Genomic DNA, 19,469 nt, shown 5'->3' with positions numbered 1-19,469 from the left:
CGTCACGACCCCACTATCGACTTCTGGTCCGGCGGCGGCGAATACACGTCGTCATCCAGCTGCAACACCATGAATCCGTTGTCCGAGCAGGAGACGTAGAGTTGCGAGCCGCGCCATTCCGGCGGCGAGAAACACCAGTCCGTGGACACGTCGCCGAAGGCGAGACGGCCGGTGCGGGGCGTGGTGGCGTCGTGCGGGTTGAACTGTCCTTCCAGCACGGCGCGCACCGCAGGCGGCGTGCTCATCAAGGGCACGCCGATGATCGAGGCCAGCGCGTGCGGCGAGTTCCACAGGCTCAGGTTCTGGCCGGTGCGGGCGGGCGGGTTGTAGTAGGCGATCTCGCGGATGGCGAACGGATCACGGATGTCGAAGACCCGGATGCCGGAGGAGATCCACCCGCAGGCCAGCGCGGTCGGATTGTCCTGGCGGTCGGCGGCGCAGTAGTGCGATTCGTACGCGAACGCGGATCCGCCCATGGACGAGCCGATATTGCTGTCGATGTGCTGCGGCAGGTTGATTTCCAGCTTGATCTTGCCGGCCACCCTGGGAGCGGTCTCGTCGGAGATGTCGATCAGTTTGACGCCGCCGGAACCACCCTCGTCGACGGTGTACAGGTAAGGCTTGCCGTCGTAGCTGACCGGGACGCTGTGCTGAGTGGCCCAGCCGTCCGTCCAGAACACCCGGCCGATATGGTGAACCTGCGGATTCGGATCGCGGCGCTGCACCGCGCTGACGTCCAGGACGGTGAATCCGCCGAGGGCGGAGATGTACATCCGGTTGCCGTCCGGGCTGATGCCGAACCCGTGCGCCTCGATGCCAGTCAACCCCTGCCAGATCACGCGCGGGTTGGCCGGATCGGCGAGGTCGATCGCGCTGACGAAGCCGGGCGCGACCCCCGACGCCCAATAGGTGTTGCCGTCCGGGGAGAAGCCGCCTTCGTGCGTGGTGATCGGCAGCGGCATCAGCATATTCGTGCCCGGACCCGGATTGAGCAGCCGCGGGTACGCGCAATCGGAGACGTCGTACACCGACAGGTAGCCGACACCTTCACCGACCGGTACGCCGGTGCCGACCAGCAGTTTGCGTTCGGCGTTGACCTTGAGGCTCTCCCAGGTGCCCGCGAGCATGGCGGGCTCGGTCAGCGTGACCGTCGGGCGCGGATTCGCGGGATCGGACACGTCCAATACCTGGACGCCGCGTGCCTCGCTGATCAGGTTGCCGGGGAAGAACGAGCCCAGATAGGCGCAGTGCTCGAAGCTGGTGGAGGTGATGCCCGCGCCGCGGCCCGCGTACCCCCCGACGAAGGACATATTGCACCGGTAGCCCTGGGTACTGCGCCCGCTGTCACGGTCGACCGCGGTGACGTCGCCCTGCAGACCGTTCTCCGGCGCGGAGCCGGGTCCGCAGTTCGCGCGGGGGACCGCGGTGCGCCCGACGTCGAAGAATTCGTGGATGGCGTTCTGGATGTCGGATTGCGGATCAGCCGACGCACTCGCGGGCAGCAGCATGGCCGTGACCATGCCGATGGTGAACAGAACCAGCGTTTTGGCGCGGCAGAGTCTGGCCATTGGGCGCATCGTCGCGTCCCCCCAACTTCGTCTTCGGAACTGGGCTGTCCGGGCTGACTGGGACAGTCACCGAACTGACTGAATGGTAGTAATACTCGTTAACTTGACGGAGGGTTTCGGCGAATTCCGGGCCCGATTCGCGAAGTTTTCCACCGAATCGGCGCCTGCGGCGACGTCAGTCCAGGTGGCCGCTGCCGATTCGTTCGTCCAAGGCCAGCAGTGCGTCGCAGACGCCGAGGAAGGTCCGGCGCAACTCGGCCGCTCGCTCGGCCAGCGCGGACTGCGCGCGGACGTACTCCGCACGGCCCGCGGGTGTCTCGATGCGAACCGGCTCGTAGCCGTACCGGGACAGATCGTAGGGGCTGGCGCGCATGTCGAGTTCCCGGGCGGCGCAGGCCATCTCGAAGCAGTCCAGCAGCAGCTCGGAGGAGATCAACGGGACCAGCTTGAACCCCCACTTGTACAAGTCCATGTTCGCGTGCAGGCAGCCCGGCTGTTCACGGCGGAGCTGGTCGGCGCGCGTCAGCGGCTCGGCATTGCGGCCGACGGCTTCCGGGGTGAAGAAGCGGTAGGCGTCGAAATGCGTACAGCGCAAGGACATCGATTCGACCACCGCGTCGGTGCCCGCCGGTCCCAGCCGCAACTGCACCTGCTGGTGGCGGATATCGTCGGTGCGGTACACCATCGCCCACTCGTGCAGGCCGAAACAGGACAGCTGGGCGGGCCGGGACGCGGTGGCGCGCAAGAGATTCGCGACGAACGCGAGGGTGTCGTAGCGCTTGGCCAGATACGCGCGGTCGGCGGTGAAGACGTTGCCGGGCGCGGCATCGCCCGCATCGATCGCCGGACTGTCCATGGTGACGCGGTGATATCCGCGGGCGCCGTCGTACTCGGCCGCGTCGGCGAGCGCGATACCGTACCCCGGATGCCAGCGGCGCAGCTGGGTGGGTTTGTGACCGTAATAGGTGAACAAGAAGTCGATCACCGGATGCGAGGACCCTTGCGCCCGCCGTTCGAGATACGGCCCGACCAGATCATCGAGCCGAGCCCGGTGCGCCGCGGCGGCCGTCCGCCACCGCGCACCAGGCAATACCCGCACGGTCACGCCGGCACCCAGGTGCATCCGCCGCCCGGACGCGCTGCCGGGGCCGTCATTCGATCACCCGGTGCGTGACGTCTCGGACGGTGCCGACGAACTCCTCCACCAAGTCCTCCAAGGCGACGATGCCGGTGGTATTGCCCCGCTCGTCCACCACCCGGCCGAGGTGGCTGTTGGTGCGGCGCAGGCGGGCCAGCGCCTCGTAGAGCGTCGTGCCCATGCCGACGGTCGGCAACGGGCGGATATCGGTGCGCGGGATCGGCGTCGCGGGACCGGCGCTTTCGTCGGCGACCTTGTCGAGCACGTCCTTGACATGCAGGTAGCCGACCAGCGAGCCATCGCTCGCCCGCACCGGGTAGCGGGAGAACCCGGTCTCCGCGACGGCGGACTCGATGTCGCCGAGCGTCGTCCCATTGCCGCGCAGCGGAACCGACCGTGTGGCCTGCAGCGGGACCACGACGTCGGCGACCACGCGTTCGCTGGTGCCGAGCGCCTGGGTGAGGCGCCGGTGCTCTTCCTCGTCGAGCAGGCCCTCCGAGCGTGACTCGCCGATCATCTCGGCGAGCTCGACCATGGACACGGTCGCCTCGAGTTCGTCCTTCGGCTCGATCCGCAGCAGTCGCAGCGACAGGTTGGCGGACAGGTTGTAGAGGGCGATGAGCGGCCGGGCCAGCCGCAGCCACACCAAGTGCACCGGAACCAGCAGCAGCGCACTGCGTTCCGGACCGGCCAGCGCGATGTTCTTCGGGATCATCTCGCCGAACAGGATGTGCAGGATGACCACGATGGTCAGCGCGATGGCGAACGCCACCGGGTGCAGCACCTGCTCGGGCAGGCCGATCAGCTCGAACGGGCCCTCCAGCAGATGCGCGACGGCGGGCTCGCCGACCCGCCCGAGCAGGATCGAGCAGATGGTGATGCCCAGCTGCGCGGCCGCGAGCATCATCGAGAGATTCTCGCCCGCCCTGATCACCGTGTTCGCGTTGCGTTTGCCCTGTGCCGCCAGCGCTTCCAACCGGTCGCGCCGGGCGGAGATGAGCGCGAACTCGGCGGCGACGAAGAAGGCGTTGCCGCCGAGCAGCACGATCGTGAGCAGCACGCCCAAGATGTCACCCATGGCTGTGCTCCCTCGTGGCGAGAGTGCCGGCGGTGACCGGGATCAGGCGCACCCGGTCGATGCGCCGTCCGTCCATCCGTTCCACCCGGGCGATCCAGCCGCCCGCCTCGGGATCCTCCACCGCGCTCCACTGCTGCGAGCGGGGATTCGGCAGCACGACTTCGTCGCCCGCCAGCGGGATGCGGCCAAGCCTGGTCAGAACCAGGCCGCCGAGGGTCTCGTACTCGCCTTCCGGGGCGTCGTATCCGGTCGCCCGGGACACCTCGTCGATGCGCAGCAGGCCCGAGCAGTCCCAGCCGTCCGAGACGCGCCGCACGTCGCGTTCCTCCTCGTCGTGCTCGTCGCGGACGTCGCCGAGGATCTCCTCGATGATGTCCTCCATGGTGACCAGGCCCGCGGTGCCGCCGTACTCGTCGACGACGAGGGCGACCTGCATGCCGTCGGCGCGGATGCGTTCGAGCACCTCGTCGCCGTCCAGGCTGGCGGGCACGATCGGGACCGGACGGGCGAGCATGTGCAGGGGGAGGGTCCTGCGCTCACCGGCCGGATGCGTGAACGCCTGCTTGATGTGCACGAAGCCGAGGGTGTTGTCGAGGTCGCCGTCGATCACCGGGAACCGGGAGTAGCCGGTGCGGCCGGCCGCGTCGATGAGATCGGCGATGGTGTCGTCCTTGTCCAGCGATTCGATCGTCACCCGTGGTGTCATCAGTTCCTCGGCGCTGCGTTCGCCGAACTGCAGCGAGCGATCCATCACCTGGGCGGTGCGTTGATCGAGGGCTCCGCGCAGGGCCGAGGTACGGACCAGGGAGCCCAGTTCCTGCGGCGAGCGAGCAGAGCGCAACTCCTCGGCGGGTTCCACGCCCAGCCTGCGGACCACCCAGTTGGCGGTGCCGTTGAGGAAATGGATCATCCACTTGAACACCACCGAGAACGTGACCATCGGACCGGCCGTGGCGCGGGCGGTGGCCAGCGGCTTGGCGATGGCGATGTTCTTGGGTACCAGCTCGCCGTAGATCATCGACAGCGAGGTGGCCAGGATCAGAGCCAGCGTGAGTGCGATGCCGTGCCCGGCCGCGTCGCCGAGTCCGATTCCGGTGAACACCGGCTTCAGCAGCTTGGCCAGCACCGGCTCGGCGATATAACCGGTGACCAGCGTGGTGATGGTGATGCCGAGCTGGGCGCCGGACAACTGGAACGACAGCGTGCGGTGCGCCTTGCGGACCATCCTGGCGCGGACGTCACCGGTGCGGGCATGCGCCTCGACGGTGCTGCGTTCCAGCGCGGTGAGGGAGAACTCGGCGGCGACGAACAGGGCGGTGCCGACCGTGAGAGCGATGAACCCGATCAGGCTGAGCGCGGTGAGCGCGACGGACATCGTCAGCACCACCTGAACGGTGCCGGGAAGCGGCCTGTACGGAATGGGACTACTGCGGGGTGGAGGACGCCGGGTTTGTCACCCGGCTCGATAGAGGAGCCCTCCTGTGCGGCGCCCTCGGACGCGGGTGACAACTGGATCCTTTCGCGAAGTCGTGGTGCCGGTATCCGGCAACCACTATGCTACCGGCCCACGCATCGGGTCGCGTGGGCCGGTGCCGCTCTCGTGCGCGTGTCGGGAAACCAGCACACCGCGGCGGTACCCCGAGTGGCTTTGCAGCCGTCGCCGGTGCGGTGGCTCTGCGCTCACCAACCGCTCGGCAGCGGGCGTCCTTCGGCGAATCCGGCGGCCGACTGCACGCCGAGCACGGCCCGGTCGTGGAACTCGGCGAGCGTGCGCGCGCCGGCGTAGGTGCAGGCACTGCGGACGCCGGAGCAGATGTGGTCGATGAGGTCCTCGACGCCGGGCCGCTCGGGATCCAGCCGCATCCGGGAACTGGAGATGCCCTCCTCGAACAAACCCTTACGCGCGCGGTCGAATTCGCTGTCGGAGGCGGTGCGCGCCGCGACGGCCCGCTTGGACGCCATGCCGAAGCTCTCCTTGTAGGCGTTGCCGTCGCGGTCGACGCGCAGGTCGCCCGGGGACTCGTAGGTGCCGGCGAACCAGGAGCCGATCATCACGTTGGACGCGCCCGCGGCCAGGGCGAGCGCGACGTCGCGGGGATGGCGGACGCCACCGTCGGCCCAGACGTGCACGCCGAGTTCCTTGGCCGCGGTGGCGCATTCGGCCACCGCGGAGAACTGCGGACGGCCGACGCCGGTCATCATCCGGGTGGTGCACATGGCACCGGGGCCGACACCGACCTTGACGATGTCCGCACCCGCCTCGGCGAGGTCCCTGGTGCCCTCGGCGGAGACCACGTTGCCCGCCACCAGCGGGACGCCGAGACCCAGATCGCGGACCGCGGCCAGGGTTTCGAGCATCTTGGCCTGATGGCCGTGCGCGGTGTCGATGACGAGCAAGTCGGCGCCGGAGTCGACCAGGGACTTGGCTTTGGCGGCCACGTCGCCGTTGATACCGATCGCGGCCGCGACGCGCAGCTTGCCCGCGGCGTCGACGGCGGGCTGGTAGATGCCGGCGCGCAGCGCGCCGGTGCGGGTCAGCACGCCGGCCAGGGTGCCGTCCTCGGCGGTGAGCACGGCGACGTCGGCGTGCTGGGCGTGCATCAGGTCGAACAGGTCACGCGGGGTGGTGCTGGCCGGTGCCCGCACGAAATCGCTGACCGCGACCTCGCGCAACCGGGCGAAACGATCGACATCGGCGCAAGCCGCTTCGGTGACCACGCCGACCGGACGCCCGCCGTCGACCACGACGACGGCGCCGTGCGCGCGCTTGTGCATGAGTGCGACGGCCTCGGAGACCGAGCGGTCCGGCTCGAGGGTGACCGGGGTGTCGGCGGTCAGCGAGCGGCTCTTGACGAACGCGATGGTGTCGGCGGCCGCGGTGATCGGCAGATCCTGCGGGAGCACGACGAGACCGCCGCGGCGGGCCACGGTCTCGGCCATTCTGCGTCCGGCGACGGCGGTCATATTCGCGACGACGATCGGGATGGTGGTGCCGGACCCGTCGGCGGTCGAGAGATCGACGTCGAAGCGCGACGCGACGTCCGTTCGGTTCGGGACGAGGAAGATGTCGTCGTAGGTCAGGTCGTACGGCGGCTGATGACCGGGGAGAAAGCGCACTTGACCGATCATAACCGGGAGCCGGAACGGCGGCGCCGGGTTCGCCGGACGAGTCAGGCGGCCGCTTGCGAGCGGGAGAGGGTGATCGTGGTGGCGCACATGACGATGACCGCGATACCGGTGACGACGAGACCCACGGTGGTCGTGCGCAACCTTTCCTCCAGCACGGTGATGCCGATGAAGGCGGCGGCCAGCGGCTCGGCGATGGTGACGGCGGGCAGCGAAGCGGCCAGCGGCCCGGCCTGGAAGGCGCGCTGCTGAAGGTAGACGCCGGTGCCGCCCGCCGCGATGAGCGCCCAGGTCTGCCAGCCGCCGAGCACCTGGCCGAGACCGTGCTCGAACAGGTCGGTGACGTAGGCGGTGAGGGCGGCGGCCAGACCGTACAGCGAGCCGCTCGCCGCGCCGAGCAGCAGCGCGCGCCACGCCGGGTCGGCCGCGCCGAGGCCGACCGCGGTCGCGGCGGCGATCAGGCCGAGCAGAACGCCCAGCGGTAGCAGCCAATCCCGCAGTGGCGCATCCGCATTGCCCGCGGCCGGATTACCGACGAGCAGGAAGCAGGCCAGCGCGGCGGTGAGCGCCAGCGCGGCCGCCCAGGTGCGGGATGTGACACGGCGGTCGCTGAGTCGTGCCGACAGCGGCAGCGCGAAGACCAGCGCGCTCACCAGGATCGGCTGCACCAGCAGCACGGCGCCCAGCGCGAGCGCCGCGACCTGCATGGCGTATCCGCCCGTGTCGCCGACGATGCCCGCCCACCAGCGCGGATTGCGCAGCAGGGAGCGGACCAGGGATTCCCCTTCCGGCACGGCGCCCGCCGCCCGCTGCTGCGCTACCGCGGCGACCGCGAACAGCAGCGCGGCGAGCAGTGCGCAGAGGACGGCCGCGGCCGGATGTTCCACGACCGATCAGTGTGCTCCGCGATTGCCACGTGGCGGCGGCTGCTGGGATCGCACGGCGCGTCGCCGTGTTCGCCCTGCCGTGTCCCCGGAGGCCGGACCTGCGGCGGGCCGGGAGAACTCGCCCGCGCCAGAGTTCCGGACGGGTACGGCATCCGCGGTGCGTGCCACGCTTTTGCCCGCCGCGGGCTTTCCGGCTTCGCCGCCGCGCCGAGCTGTCACCGGCCCGCTGACCCGGCCGGCCCCGTAGCGACCCCCGGACTGTGCCGCCGCCTTCGGGCCACGGCCGGTGACCACGGCCGGTTCTTCGCGCTGTCCCGGCTTCCGCCGTGCGGACTTGGGCGTGCCCGTCGCGGGCGTCTTCCTGGAGCGACCCGGCTGTGCCGCCGCACCGGTGCCATGGTTGCCCGCTGCGGCCGGTTCTCCGCGCCGCCCCGGCTTCCTGCGTGCGGGTTTCGGTGTGTCCGTGACAGCCGTCGACGTGGGCGCGGCCGACGGGGCGACCGGGACGCCGGACGGGCGGCGCGCGCCGGTGATCGCGATCAGCGTGCGGTCGCCGGGACGGACTTCGACGCCGTCGACCTCGACCCCGGCCTTGCGTGCCATCGCCTCGACCGCACGGCGCTCGTCGTCCATCACCAGCGTGACGACCACGCCGTCCTCGCCCGCGCGGGCGGTGCGCCCGGCCCGGTGCAGGTAGGCCTTCGGCTCGGCGGGCGGATCGACGTGCACGACGAGGGAGATCCCGTCGACGTGGATGCCGCGCGCGGCGACGTCGGTGGTGACCAGTACCGGCACCGAGCCGTCGGCGAACGCGGCGAGGGTGCGGGTCCGGTTATTCTGCGCCTTGCCGCCGTGCAGCGCGCCCGTGGCGATGCCCGCGCCGCGCAGTTGCTTGGCGAGCCGGTCGGCGCCGTGCTTGGTCCGGACGAACATGATGGTCAGCCCGTCACGCGCGGCGATCTCCGTGGCGACCGCCCGCTTGGCCACCTTGTCGCGGACGTACAGCAGGTGGTGCGACATCGTGGCGACCGACGCCGACGGCGGCGCGGTGGAGTGCGTGACCGGCGCGCGCAGGTAGCGCTTGACCAGCTTGTCCACCTCGCCGTCCAGCGTGGCGGAGAACAGCAGGCGCTGACCGTCGCGCGGCGTGCGGTCCAGCAGCTTGGTCACCTGCGGCAGAAAGCCCATGTCGGCCATGTGGTCGGCCTCGTCCAGCGCGGTGATCGCCACGTCGGACAGGTCGGCGGAGCCTTGCGCGAGCAGGTCGGCGAGCCGTCCCGGCGTGGCGATGAGCAGGTCGACGCCGCGGGCGAGCCGGTCGGCTTGGCGTTTGATCGGTGCGCCGCCGACCACCGAGGCCACGCGCAGGCCGAGCGCGAGCGCCGGTTCGTCGAGCGCCCGCTCGATCTGCGCGGCCAGTTCGCGGGTCGGCACCAGCACTAGTCCGCGCGGCCTGCCCGGCTTGGCCGGAGCGCCCGCCAGGCGGGTCAGCATCGGGAGGCCGAAGGCCAGGGTCTTGCCGGAGCCGGTCGGGCCGCGGCCGAGCACGTCCTTGGCGGCCAAGACGTCCGGCACCGTGGCGGCCTGGATGGGGAACGGCATTTCGATGCCGTCGCGTCGCAGTGCCTGCACGAGCACGGCGGGCAGGCCCAGCTCCGCGAAGGTCACGGTGGGCGCCGCGGCGACCGTGGTCGAGGGGGTCACGAGGTGGGTGTGCCTTTCGTTGCACAGCGAGTTCGAGGGAGAACGCGCTGTTCGATGGGATCGAGAGCGGTGCACGATGCGGTTCACCGCGTTGCGGCTCGAGCGATGACGCGCCAAGAGCCGGGAGAGGTGCGGCCGACCGGAAAGTCGGGCCGAGTGTCCAGGATACGTGGCCGGGCGTCAGCCGTGGAACAGGCGACTCAGCTCCACGAGCCAGGGGACGGCAACGGCCAGCGTCGGCACCACCAGGATAGCGGCGGAGCCTAGATAGGCGGCGGTGGCGATGCGCACGTCGCCGATCCGCTCGCTGAGCCGCTGGATACGGATCAGTGTGGTAGGTCCGCCCGCGGCGAGCGCGCCTTGCGGCGCGGTGGACTTCGCGCACGCGACGAGCGCGCGGGCCAGCGGCTTGGGGCCGGTGACCTTGACGGCGGAATCGTCGGCGAGCAGTTCGATGAGCAGTTTCACCGAGCCGAGCGCCGCCTTGCTGCGCACCACCCGGGGGAACGCCTCGTGCACCGCGGTGAACGCCTCCAGCACCAGATCGTGCCTGGCCCGCAAGTGCGAACGCTCATGGCTGACGATGGCGGTGATCTCGGCGTCGGGCAGCTTGGTCAGGGTGCCCTCGCTGAGCACGACGCGCTGGCGCAGACCGGGCAGGCAGTAGGCGATCGGCTCGGTGGCGGCCAGCACCCGGATGTCGGCCGCGCGCCGCTGCGGACCGCTCTGGTCGAGCAGGTCGACGAGCATCCGGTGACGTGCCCGCCGCCTGCGGGTGTGCACGCCGACCCGGATGATCGCGTAGATGAGCCGCCCGCCGATCAGCAGCGTGAGCGCGAACACGAGCACGTACGCCGACCACAGCGGCAGACCGAGGGCATCGATCTCGCGCGTAGGCGAGGTGGTGGGGCGACCGTCCGGGCCGGGCACGAGCAGCTCGGCGGCGATGGCCAATCCGGAGCCGAACGCGCTGAGCACGGCGGCGAGCGCGATGGCCTGCCAGAGCACGAGCGCTGCGCGGGGCGTCCGGTAGGTCCAGGTCGCCCGGCTGAGCAAGGCCGGGGCAGGCCCCGCGAGAAGCAATGCGAGTCCGGCGAAGACCGGCGCGGTTGCATTCATCGACTCAGCTCACTGCGTTGTGGGGCCAGGGCGCCCGAGGAGTCTACTGCGGCGGCGGTGCCGAGTCCTCCTCGGTTGCTTCGAGCTTAGCGAGTGCTTCGCGTAGTGCGGCAGCCTCGTCCTTGCCGACCTGCTCCACGAAGTGCACCAGCGCGGCGGCGCGACTGCCCGCCTCGTCGGCCTGTTGCAGCGCGTCGAACATCAGACTGGCCACCAGCTCGTCGCGGGTGTGCACCGGTGCGTAGCGGTGCGCGCGATCGTCGCGCCGCTGGACCACGAGGTTCTTCTTCGCCAGGCGTTGCAGCACGGTCATCACCGTGGTGTACGCGAGCTCACGGCGTGCGGCGAGCGCCTCGTGCACCTGCCGGACCGTCTGTGGTTCGTCGGCCGACCACAACTGGTCCATGACCGCTTTCTCGAGTTCACCAAGACCTGCCATCCCACAATCTTAGGTACTCAACGACGAGGATGCGTACTACAGGGTGTCGTAACTATGCAGTAGCTGGTGTGGTATTTCTCATAGCGGCGGATTCCGGCACCGCGGCATCCGGTCCGCCCGCCTTGCCGCGCACATGCCGCGCGCCGATCGGCACGATCATCGGCCGGCCCGACACCGGGTCCTCGAGCACGGCGGCGTCCAGCTCGAAGACCTCGCGCAGCAGCGCGACGGACATCACCTCGGCCGGGGCGCCGCTGGCGACGACGCGTCCGGCGTGCATGACCACCAGCTGGTCGCTGTAGCGGATCGCGAGGTTCAAATCGTGCAGCACCATGACGACGGTGCGGCCCAGATCGGCGTGCAGCCGGTCGACCAGGTCGAGCACCTCGATGGAATGCGCCAGATCCAGGTAGGTGGTCGGCTCGTCGAGCAGGAGGATGTCGGTGCCCTGGGCCAGCGCCATGGAGATCCAGGCGCGCTGGCGCTGCCCGCCGGACAGTTCGTCCAGCGCGCGGTCGGCCAGGTCGGCGATACCGGTTTGCTCCAGCGCGGTCATCACCTCGGTTTCGTCCGCGGCCGACCACTGCCGGAACCAGGATTGGTGCGGGTGGCGTCCGCGTGCGACGAGATCGGCGACGGTGAGTCCTTCCGGGGCGACCGGCGATTGCGGGAGCATACCGATGATGCGGGCCACATCCTTGGTCCGCATCGTCGAAATTGACTTGCCATCCAACACGACTCGTCCTTCCCGTGGCCGCAGCAGGCGGCCGAGCGAACGCAGCAGCGTGGATTTTCCGCAGCCGTTCGGCCCGATCACCGTGGTGACCACACCCGGAGGAATGTCGAGGCTCAGACCGTCGACGATCACCCGTTCGCCGTAGCCGAGGGTCACGCCGTCGGCGCCGAGCCGGTGCTCGGGTGCGTCGGCCTGCGCCGTGGTGTCGGGGGTGATGTCCGCGATCGTCATGACAGCGTCGCCTTCCGGTTCATGCGCACGAGCAGATACAGCAGGAACGGACCCCCGAACGCCGCGGTCACCACACCGACCGGCAGATCGACGGGAAATATCGTGCGCGACGCGACATCCGCGCCGATCACCAGGATCGCGCCGACCAGGGCCGCGCCGACGAGCGGTTCGCCGGGCGTGCGCAGGAGGCGGCGGGCGATCTGCGGCGCGGTGAGGGCGACGAAGCCGACCGGCCCGGCGGCGGCCGTGGCCAGGGACGCGGCGACCACGGCCGCGCCGATCAACACGGCCTGCTGGGTCTGGATTCGCACGCCGAGCGCACGCGTGGTCTCTGCACCGAGGCGCAGGGCGGCGAGCGTGCGAGCCGAGCCGAGCGCCAGGACTGCGACGAGGGCCACCGCGATGGCCGTGGGCGCCGAGTGCGCGGAGTCGGCCGAGTTCAGTGATCCGTTCAGCCACAGCTGCGCGCGCTGGGCGTCGGCAAGACTGGCTCGGGTGAGCAGCCAGCTGATGGCCGCCAGCAGCACTGCGTTCACGCCGACGCCGATCAGCACCAGCCGCAGTCCGGTGGCGCCGTGCGCGCCGGTGGGGCTGCGTCCCCAGGCGAGGAGGTAGACGGCCACGGCGGTGAGCAGGCCGCCCGCCAGCGCGGCCGAGGGCGCGGCCACCGAGGCGGCCAGTCCGGTGCTCGCGCCGCCGGTGACGACCAGCACGCCGACCGCGCCCAGGCTCGCGCCGGAGGTGATACCGAGCATGTCCGGCGCGGCCAGCGGGTTGTGCAGGATGGACTGGGTGATCGCGCCCGCGAGGCCGAGCGCGAGACCGACCACCAGCGCGGTGAGCGCGCGTGGCAGCCGGGATTCCAGCACGATGAACCGCTGCGCCTTGGTGCCGCCTCCGGCCAGCACGTCCAGCACGCGCCCGAGCGGCAGGTGTGACTCGCCGACCGCGATGTCGAGACACAGCAGTCCGAGCGCGATCGCCGCGAGCACCGCGACGGTCAGAACCATCGCCGGCCGCAGCACCATCGACACCGGCCCGACGCGCAGGGCGGGACGTGCGCTGGTTGTTCGTAGCGAAATCGTCACGGCGTCACCAGCTTCGGCAGTGCCAGCGCTACCGGCGCAACCCTGGTGCCAGTGGTTCCCAGCGAAATTGTCACCGTCTCACCGGCTTCCGGAGTACCGACCCGACGCACGAGGCGAGGCCATGCGGTCGTACGCAGCGAAATGGTCATAGGCTCACCAGCTTCCGGTGCCGAACGAATGCGATGAAGAACGGCGCGCCGAGCACGGCGAGCATCACACCGACCTCCAACTCGCCGGGCCGGACCACCATGCGGCCGAGGACGTCGGCGATCAGCAGCAGCAACGCACCGAAGAGACCGGAATACGGAATCAGCCAGCGATAATCCGGCCCGGTGACCGTCCGCGCGAGATGCGGGACGGCCAGGCCGAGGAACGCGATCGGCCCCACCGCCGCCGTCGCCGCGCCCGCCAGTAGCACGACGGCCGCCAGCCCCAGCGCGCGGCTGCGGCCGACGTGCACGCCGAGCCCGCGCGCGACCTCGTCGCCGAGGCCGATCAGATTCAGTCCCGGTGCCGCCACCACCGCGAGCAGCATTCCAGCTCCCAGAAACGGAAGCACCTGCCAGAACACCGCGGCGTCGCGGCCCGCGACCGTGCCGACCACCCAGAACCGGTAGGTGTCCAGGGCGGCGGCGTCGAACAGCACGACGGCATTCGTCATCGCCTGCAGGAACGCGGTCACCGCCGCGCCCGCGAGCACCAGGCTCAGCGGGCTCGCCTTCCCACCGCCCACGGCAGAGGTTCCGAACACCACCAGCCCCGCGAGCAGCGCTCCGGCGAACGCGAACCAGATGTACTGCTCCGGTGCGCTGAACGAGAACAGGTACACGCTCAGGGCGGCGAGGAACGCCGCGCCCGCGTTCAGGCCGAGCAACCCGGCGTCGGCGAGCGGGTTGCGGGTGTAGCCCTGGATGAGTGCGCCCGCGATGCCCAGCGCCGCGCCGCAGACCAGCGCGAGCGCGGTCCGAGGAAGACGCAGACCGCGCACGATCTGTTCTTCGGTCGAACCGGCCGCGCAGGTGAAAGGCCCGCCTGGGCAGGTGAGCGCATGGTGCACGGCGTCGTACACGGTTCCCGGCGCGAGTGAGCGGGCGCCTACCGCGATACCGGCCACCACGGCGAGCAGCAGCAGTGCCGTGACGGCGAGGAGCCCGGAAAGACGACGCCGCCTCACGGTGGCAAGGGAGGTCACGGCGACGAACTGCTCCTCAGTCGGCGGTACGGTTGCTAAGTCTGGTAAGCCTAACCTATCTTTCGCTATCGACGGCGCACGGCCGAATGTCCGTGGCGGCGGAGCCGATCCCCGAGGAGGTTCGAATGACCGAGCTCATCACCATGCCCCATCGATCCACGATGGCGTTCGGACGCGCCTGTGCCCGGCTCCGCGCATTGCAACCGGAGCATCCGCGGGTCTACGCCGTGGCCGCGATGGCGGAGCAGGGCAAGCGGCGCTGGTGGCGGCTGTCGGACGGCGTGCGCGAGGGTCGCGTCGAACTCATGTACCGGCGTCACGCGGCGGAGATGATCAGCGCCGACATCGCCGCGGAAGTGGTTGCCACGGCGTTGATCCACGCGATCGCCGGGCGGGTTGTCGCGCTGCTCGTGGCGGAGGGGCGGGCATGGGACCCTGGCCTGGAGAACCTCTGGATGCACACCGACAACGATGGCGGCATCGACTGGGCGGGTTTGTCGGACACCACTATTCGCGTGCTCGACGGCGATCCGCTCGCGGTTGAGCCGGGTGTGGTCGTCCTGCCCTGCGCGGAGGCGATGTACGTCTGGCTCGCGCACCGCTGCGCGTCCGCGCTGACGATCGTCGAGGAGGACATGGCGCGCTGCTCCGGGTTGAGCCGCCGCCGGTTCTGGTCGCTCGTCGTCGAATCCATCGCGGGCGCTTCGACTTACGTACCGGATCTCGCGCGGACGGATTCCACCGCCGGCGCGCGGCGCGGTCAGGGCTTGCTGGCGGCTATGGCCGAGCGCGGACTGCCGGTGCGCCGATCCGGAACTTGCTTAGTTAGGTAAGCCTGACCTACAATGGTTTCGGCGTATGGATCGTGAGAGAGTCCCGAGGGCTGCGGTGACCCCCGATCCCTTGCCCGCGACGGGCTCCACCATCGGTGGGGCCCGTCGCTCTGCTTCCGTGTGAACTATGTCGCGGCGCCGTACTCTGGCGTGCCGTCACGCCCCGGGTCTACGCTGTCGCCGACACGAACGTGAAACCCGCCGAGCGCCAGGGTATTCGACGTCCGGGCAGGCGTCGGCGGTCCATCGTCGCGCCCGTGTCGCGATCATCGATGCGCAGCGCCGCGCACCGCATCCGAGTCGTCGACGAGGCCATGCACGTGGTCGGGCAGGCCTTCGCGGTGGCTCACCGAATAGTCCGAGGGGTGTGCCGGTTTGCCCAGCGTCAGAGGGTCCCGTTTTCGTTCGATCGCGGCCGTGGCGGCCACAGCGGCAGTGCTCGCTTTCCTCGCCTGCGGGCGTGGCGAGCAGCCGGAACCACACAGCGGTGCGGGCATTCCCGGCAGCGCGCCCGCCCATGTGGCATCGCACTGGGGCTACGACGCGGACGGCCCCGACCATTGGGCCGACCTCGACCGGGACTATCTGACCTGCAAGAGCGGTCACCAGCAGTCACCGATCGACCTGCCGAGTCATGCGCGACTCGAGCCGTCCGAGCACATCACCATCGACTACCACTCGGTGCGCGGGCTGACCCTGCTGAACACCGGGCACACCGTGCAGGCAAACCTTCCGGCGGGCAATGGAAATCGCATCGTGGTCGACGGCGTGCCGTTCGACTTGGCGCAGTTCCATTTCCATCTGCCCAGCGAGCACACGCTGGACGGCGCGGGCACGACGATGGAAGTGCACTTCGTGCACAAGAGCGCGGCCGGCAGGGTGGCCGTACTCGGTGTGCTCATGCAAGCCACGCCGGACCCTTCGCCGTTCGACCCGATCCTCACCCTCGCCCCGGAGGCCGTGGACGCGGAGATCACCGTCGCGGGTCCGGTCGACCTGCGCGCGCTACTGCCCGGTGTCCTCGACCAGTTCCGGTATCAGGGTTCGCTCACCACGCCACCGTGCAGCGAGGGCGTGTCCTGGACGGTGCTCGGCACTCCGGTCCCGGTGGCAGCGGCCGACGCGGACCGATACCGGACGATGTTCGCGCACAGCAACCGGCCGACCCAGCCGTTGAACGGGCGGACGGTCACGCTGGCAGGCGGATGAGGCCGCTGCGACCGGCGCTGCCCGCTATGCGACAGTGAACGCATGACACAGCAGGAGACTCAGCGGTTCGGCTCGCTGGCGGGCGTCACGGTCGAGCAGATGCACGAATACAGCGAAGGCACCTTCGCCGACCTGATCGGCCTGCGCTACACCGAGCTGACTCCCGACCGCGTGCGCGGTGAGTGGGTCGTCGAACCGCACCTCTACCAGCCCGCTGGTATCCAGAACGGTGGCGTGTACTGCACCGTCATCGAAACGCTCGCCAGCATCGCTGCGGGTATCTGGTTCGGCGACCAGGGCACGGTAGTCGGCGTCAACAACAACACCGACTTCCTGCGCGCGGTGCGCGAAGGCACGCTGACCGGCGAGGCCACCCCGCTGCACCGCGGCAGGCTCCAGCAGCTGTGGCAGGTCGTCATCACCGACGAGCAGGACCGCGCCGTCGCCCGCGGCCAAGTGCGGTTGCAGAATCTGCCGCACCGTTCCTGAGCGCGCTCGTCCGGCGACGGCGGAACGGGCGTGCCAGAATGTCCGTCACCCCGCCACTGCGACCCGGTGAGGAGCCAGGATGCGACTGTCACCGCATGAGCAGGAGCGCCTGCTGCTCAGCTACGCCGCCGAGCTGGCCCGGCGCAGGCAGGCACGCGGACTGAAGCTGAACCATCCGGAGGCGGTCGCGCTGATCACCGACCACGTGCTCGAGGGCGCGCGGGACGGCCGCACCGTCGCCGAACTGATGTCCTCCGGGCGCACGGTGCTCACCCGCGACGACGTGATGGAAGGCGTGCCGGAGATGATTCCCGACGTCCAGGTCGAGGCGACCTTCCCGGACGGCACCAAGCTCGTCACCGTCCACCACCCGATCGGCTAGGAGGGCGACATGCGCCACCAGCGTCCCGAGGCGCGGCATGATCCCCGGTGAGTATTTCTGCGCCGAGGGCGTCATCGAACTGAACTCCGGGGCGGACCGGATCGAGCTCGATGTGGTCAACACCGGCGACCGGCCGGTGCAGGTCGGCAGCCACGTGCACTTCCCGCAGGCGAACCAGGCGCTGGAGTTCGACCGCGACGCCGCGCACGGCCGTCGGCTCGACATCCCGGCCGGGACCGCGGTGCGCTTCGAACCGGGACTCGGGCAACGCGTTCGGCTGGTGCCGCTCGGCGGCGCCCGCGAGGTCCACGGGATCACCCTGACTCCGCCCGGCCGTCTCGATGATTAGCCGGGACGTTGCAGTGCTCGCAGATATTCGGTCCTGGAGGTGGGACGCAATGAGTGTGCTCAGCGGGGTGGTATGCCGAGTTGTTCGCACCGACGATCGGAGATCGCGCAATGAGTGTGCTCAGCGGGGTGGTATGCCGAGTTGTTCGCACCGACGATCGGAGATCGCGCGATGAGTGAGCTGAGCCGGGCACGGTATGCCGAGCTGTTCGGGCCGACAACGGGGGACCGGATCCGGCTGGCCGACACCGATCTGCTGATCGAGATCACCGAGGACCGCAGCGGCGGTCCGGGGCGCGCCGGTGACGAGGCGGTGTTCGGCGGCGGGAAAGTGCTGCGTGAATCCATGGGCCAGTCCCGCGCGACCCGCGCCGAGGGCGCCCCCGACACGGTGATCACCGGCGTGGTGATCATCGATCACTGGGGAATCATCAAGGCGGACATAGGCATTCGCGACGGGCGGATCAGTGCCATCGGGAAGGCGGGCAACCCCGACACCATGACGGGCGTACACCCGGATCTGGTCGTCGGCCCGTCCACCGAGATCATCGCGGGCAATGGCCGCATTCTCACCGCGGGCGCCATCGACTGTCACGTGCACTTCATCTGCCCGCAGCTGATGGACGAGGCGCTCGGCGGCGGCATCACCACGCTGATCGGCGGCGGTACTGGACCGGCCGAGGGCAGCAAGGCCACCACGGTGACACCCGGCGCATGGCATCTGGCGCGGATGCTGGAGGCCACCGACGGCTGGCCGCTGAACATCGTGCTGCTCGGCAAAGGCAACACCGTCAGCGCCGAGGCCATGTGGGAGCAATTGCGCGGCGGCGCATCGGGTTTCAAGCTGCACGAGGACTGGGGTTCGACGCCTGCCGCGATCGACGCCTGCCTCACCGTCGCCGACGCGGCGGGCGTGCAGGTGGCGTTGCACTCGGACACGTTGAACGAGGCCGGTTTCGTCGAGGACACTCTCGCGGCGATCGCGGGTCGTGGCATCCACGCTTACCACACCGAGGGGGCGGGCGGCGGGCACGCGCCCGACATCATCACCGTCGCTTCGCATCTCAACGTGCTGCCCAGTTCGACCAACCCGACCCGCCCGCACACCGTCAACACCCTCGACGAGCATCTGGACATGCTCATGGTGTGCCATCACCTGAGCCCGTCGATCCCGGAGGATCTCGCGTTCGCCGAAAGCCGCATCCGCCCGTCCACCATCGCGGCGGAGGATCTGCTGCACGACCTCGGCGCCATCTCGATGATCGGCAGCGACTCGCAAGCCATGGGCCGCATCGGCGAGGTCGTGCTGCGCACCTGGCAGACCGCGCATGTGATGAAACGCCGCCGCGGTCCGCTGCCCGGCGACGGCGCGGCCGACAACGCCCGAGTCCAGCGCTACGTCGCGAAGTACACCATCTGCCCGGCTATCGCACACGGCCTCGATCACGAGATCGGCTCGGTCGAGGTGGGTAAACTCGCCGACCTGGTGTTGTGGGAGCCCGCGTTCTTCGGCGTCCGCCCGCATGCCGTGCTCAAGGGCGGCGCGATCGCGTGGGCCGCGATGGGCGACGCGAACGCCTCCATTCCCACACCGCAGCCCGTGCTGCCGCGCCCGATGTTCGGCGCCGCCCCCGGCCCCGCCGCGGCCACCTCCTTGCACTTCGTCTCCGAGCAGGCGATCGAGGACGGACTCGCCGACCGCCTGCGCGTCCAGCGTGAACTGGTGCCGGTCCGCAACGTCCGCCGCGTCACGAAGACGGACATGCCGCACAACGACGCCATGCCCCGCATCGAAGTGGACCCGGACACCTTCACCGTCCGCATCGACGGCGAGGTCTGGCGCGAACAGCCCGCCACCGAACTCCCCATGGCCCAGCGCTACTTCCTCTTCTGACCCGCCGA

General features: G+C 70.0%; 18 protein-coding genes. 6 read left to right on the top strand and 12 right to left on the bottom strand.

The window, feature by feature from the left end; translation table 11 throughout:
* Positions 1 to 2: 2 nt before the first annotated feature.
* From AB0M45_RS06405 to AB0M45_RS06350, 12 genes are all read right to left on the bottom strand, one after another.
* Positions 3 to 1,577, bottom strand: coding sequence for a hypothetical protein (locus AB0M45_RS06405; RefSeq protein ID WP_364323546.1), 1,575 nt, complete (start codon positions 1,575 to 1,577; stop codon positions 3 to 5).
* Positions 1,578 to 1,743: 166 nt separating this feature from the next.
* Positions 1,744 to 2,667 carry a 3-methyladenine DNA glycosylase gene (locus AB0M45_RS06400; RefSeq protein ID WP_364323679.1) on the bottom strand — a complete coding sequence of 308 codons (924 nt, stop codon included), beginning with the start codon at positions 2,665 to 2,667 and terminating at the stop codon, positions 1,744 to 1,746.
* A gap of 52 nt (positions 2,668 to 2,719) precedes the next feature.
* Positions 2,720 to 3,784: a hemolysin family protein gene (locus AB0M45_RS06395; protein ID WP_364323544.1), complete on the bottom strand. Its 1,065-nt coding sequence runs from the start codon at positions 3,782 to 3,784 to the stop codon at positions 2,720 to 2,722.
* Entirely contained in the window at positions 3,777 to 5,159 is a 1,383-nt protein-coding gene (locus tag AB0M45_RS06390) for a hemolysin family protein (RefSeq protein WP_364323677.1), read from the bottom strand. Before AB0M45_RS06390 ends, AB0M45_RS06395 begins: the two co-directional genes overlap by 8 nt.
* 305 nt (positions 5,160 to 5,464) lie before the next feature.
* Positions 5,465 to 6,901, bottom strand: a complete 1,437-nt coding sequence (locus tag AB0M45_RS06385) for a GuaB1 family IMP dehydrogenase-related protein (protein WP_364323542.1) — start codon at positions 6,899 to 6,901, stop codon at positions 5,465 to 5,467.
* Between the two features lie 53 nt (positions 6,902 to 6,954).
* Positions 6,955 to 7,797, bottom strand: coding sequence for a DMT family transporter (locus AB0M45_RS06380; protein ID WP_364323540.1), 843 nt, complete (start codon positions 7,795 to 7,797; stop codon positions 6,955 to 6,957).
* A gap of 6 nt (positions 7,798 to 7,803) precedes the next feature.
* Positions 7,804 to 9,501 (bottom strand): DEAD/DEAH box helicase, encoded by a 1,698-nt coding sequence (locus tag AB0M45_RS06375; RefSeq protein WP_364323538.1) that lies wholly within the window; start codon positions 9,499 to 9,501, stop codon positions 7,804 to 7,806.
* Between the two features lie 180 nt (positions 9,502 to 9,681).
* Positions 9,682 to 10,620, bottom strand: a complete 939-nt coding sequence (locus AB0M45_RS06370) for a M56 family metallopeptidase (RefSeq protein ID WP_364323536.1) — start codon at positions 10,618 to 10,620, stop codon at positions 9,682 to 9,684.
* Positions 10,621 to 10,663: 43 nt separating this feature from the next.
* On the bottom strand, positions 10,664 to 11,059 hold the full coding sequence (locus AB0M45_RS06365; RefSeq protein ID WP_364323534.1) for a BlaI/MecI/CopY family transcriptional regulator: 396 nt from the start codon (positions 11,057 to 11,059) through the stop codon (positions 10,664 to 10,666).
* Positions 11,060 to 11,111: 52 nt separating this feature from the next.
* Positions 11,112 to 12,026 (bottom strand): ABC transporter ATP-binding protein, encoded by a 915-nt coding sequence (locus tag AB0M45_RS06360; RefSeq protein ID WP_364323533.1) that lies wholly within the window; start codon positions 12,024 to 12,026, stop codon positions 11,112 to 11,114.
* Complete coding sequence (locus AB0M45_RS06355) at positions 12,023 to 13,114, bottom strand: iron chelate uptake ABC transporter family permease subunit (RefSeq protein ID WP_364323531.1); 1,092 nt, start codon at positions 13,112 to 13,114, stop codon at positions 12,023 to 12,025. The genes AB0M45_RS06360 and AB0M45_RS06355 overlap by 4 nt, the downstream gene beginning before the upstream one ends.
* A gap of 145 nt (positions 13,115 to 13,259) precedes the next feature.
* Positions 13,260 to 14,306 (bottom strand): iron ABC transporter permease, encoded by a 1,047-nt coding sequence (locus AB0M45_RS06350; protein WP_364323529.1) that lies wholly within the window; start codon positions 14,304 to 14,306, stop codon positions 13,260 to 13,262.
* A gap of 125 nt (positions 14,307 to 14,431) precedes the next feature.
* On the opposite strand from AB0M45_RS06350, the gene AB0M45_RS06345 reads away from it, so the two are divergent.
* The 6 genes from AB0M45_RS06345 to AB0M45_RS06320 all read left to right on the top strand — a co-directional run bounded on the left by AB0M45_RS06345 (position 14,432) and on the right by AB0M45_RS06320 (position 19,461).
* Positions 14,432 to 15,139 (top strand): hypothetical protein, encoded by a 708-nt coding sequence (locus AB0M45_RS06345; protein ID WP_364323527.1) that lies wholly within the window; start codon positions 14,432 to 14,434, stop codon positions 15,137 to 15,139.
* Positions 15,140 to 15,556: 417 nt separating this feature from the next.
* On the top strand, positions 15,557 to 16,348 hold the full coding sequence (locus AB0M45_RS06340; protein ID WP_364323525.1) for a carbonic anhydrase family protein: 792 nt from the start codon (positions 15,557 to 15,559) through the stop codon (positions 16,346 to 16,348).
* 99 nt (positions 16,349 to 16,447) lie between these two features.
* Complete coding sequence (locus AB0M45_RS06335) at positions 16,448 to 16,837, top strand: PaaI family thioesterase (RefSeq protein WP_364323675.1); 390 nt, start codon at positions 16,448 to 16,450, stop codon at positions 16,835 to 16,837.
* A gap of 79 nt (positions 16,838 to 16,916) precedes the next feature.
* Positions 16,917 to 17,219, top strand: a complete 303-nt coding sequence (locus tag AB0M45_RS06330; RefSeq protein WP_062967452.1) for an urease subunit gamma — start codon at positions 16,917 to 16,919, stop codon at positions 17,217 to 17,219.
* Between the two features lie 37 nt (positions 17,220 to 17,256).
* Positions 17,257 to 17,568, top strand: a complete 312-nt coding sequence (locus tag AB0M45_RS06325; protein WP_364323524.1) for an urease subunit beta — start codon at positions 17,257 to 17,259, stop codon at positions 17,566 to 17,568.
* 171 nt (positions 17,569 to 17,739) lie between these two features.
* Complete coding sequence (locus AB0M45_RS06320) at positions 17,740 to 19,461, top strand: urease subunit alpha (protein ID WP_364323522.1); 1,722 nt, start codon at positions 17,740 to 17,742, stop codon at positions 19,459 to 19,461.
* Positions 19,462 to 19,469 lie beyond the last annotated feature (8 nt).

Source organism: Nocardia sp. NPDC051787 (assembly GCF_040681325.1).
Lineage (GTDB): Bacteria > Actinomycetota > Actinomycetes > Mycobacteriales > Mycobacteriaceae > Nocardia.
The sequence above is the reverse complement of the archived record's forward strand: the minus strand, read 5'-3'. Positions and strand labels throughout refer to the sequence as shown.

What these genes read in the sequence shown, in the direction of transcription:
- AB0M45_RS06365 (WP_364323534.1), bottom strand. Translation starts at nt 11,059, where the DNA reads ATGGCAGGTCTTGGTGAACTCGAGAAAGCGGTCATGGACCAGTTGTGG.
- AB0M45_RS06405 (WP_364323546.1), bottom strand. Translation starts at nt 1,577, where the DNA reads ATGCGCCCAATGGCCAGACTCTGCCGCGCCAAAACGCTGGTTCTGTTC.
- AB0M45_RS06330 (WP_062967452.1), top strand. Translation starts at nt 16,917, where the DNA reads ATGCGACTGTCACCGCATGAGCAGGAGCGCCTGCTGCTCAGCTACGCC.
- AB0M45_RS06335 (WP_364323675.1), top strand. Translation starts at nt 16,448, where the DNA reads ATGCACGAATACAGCGAAGGCACCTTCGCCGACCTGATCGGCCTGCGC.
- AB0M45_RS06345 (WP_364323527.1), top strand. Translation starts at nt 14,432, where the DNA reads ATGACCGAGCTCATCACCATGCCCCATCGATCCACGATGGCGTTCGGA.
- AB0M45_RS06325 (WP_364323524.1), top strand. Translation starts at nt 17,257, where the DNA reads ATGATCCCCGGTGAGTATTTCTGCGCCGAGGGCGTCATCGAACTGAAC.
- AB0M45_RS06370 (WP_364323536.1), bottom strand. Translation starts at nt 10,620, where the DNA reads ATGAATGCAACCGCGCCGGTCTTCGCCGGACTCGCATTGCTTCTCGCG.
- AB0M45_RS06395 (WP_364323544.1), bottom strand. Translation starts at nt 3,784, where the DNA reads ATGGGTGACATCTTGGGCGTGCTGCTCACGATCGTGCTGCTCGGCGGC.
- AB0M45_RS06390 (WP_364323677.1), bottom strand. Translation starts at nt 5,159, where the DNA reads ATGTCCGTCGCGCTCACCGCGCTCAGCCTGATCGGGTTCATCGCTCTC.
- AB0M45_RS06360 (WP_364323533.1), bottom strand. Translation starts at nt 12,026, where the DNA reads ATGACGATCGCGGACATCACCCCCGACACCACGGCGCAGGCCGACGCA.
- AB0M45_RS06320 (WP_364323522.1), top strand. Translation starts at nt 17,740, where the DNA reads ATGAGTGAGCTGAGCCGGGCACGGTATGCCGAGCTGTTCGGGCCGACA.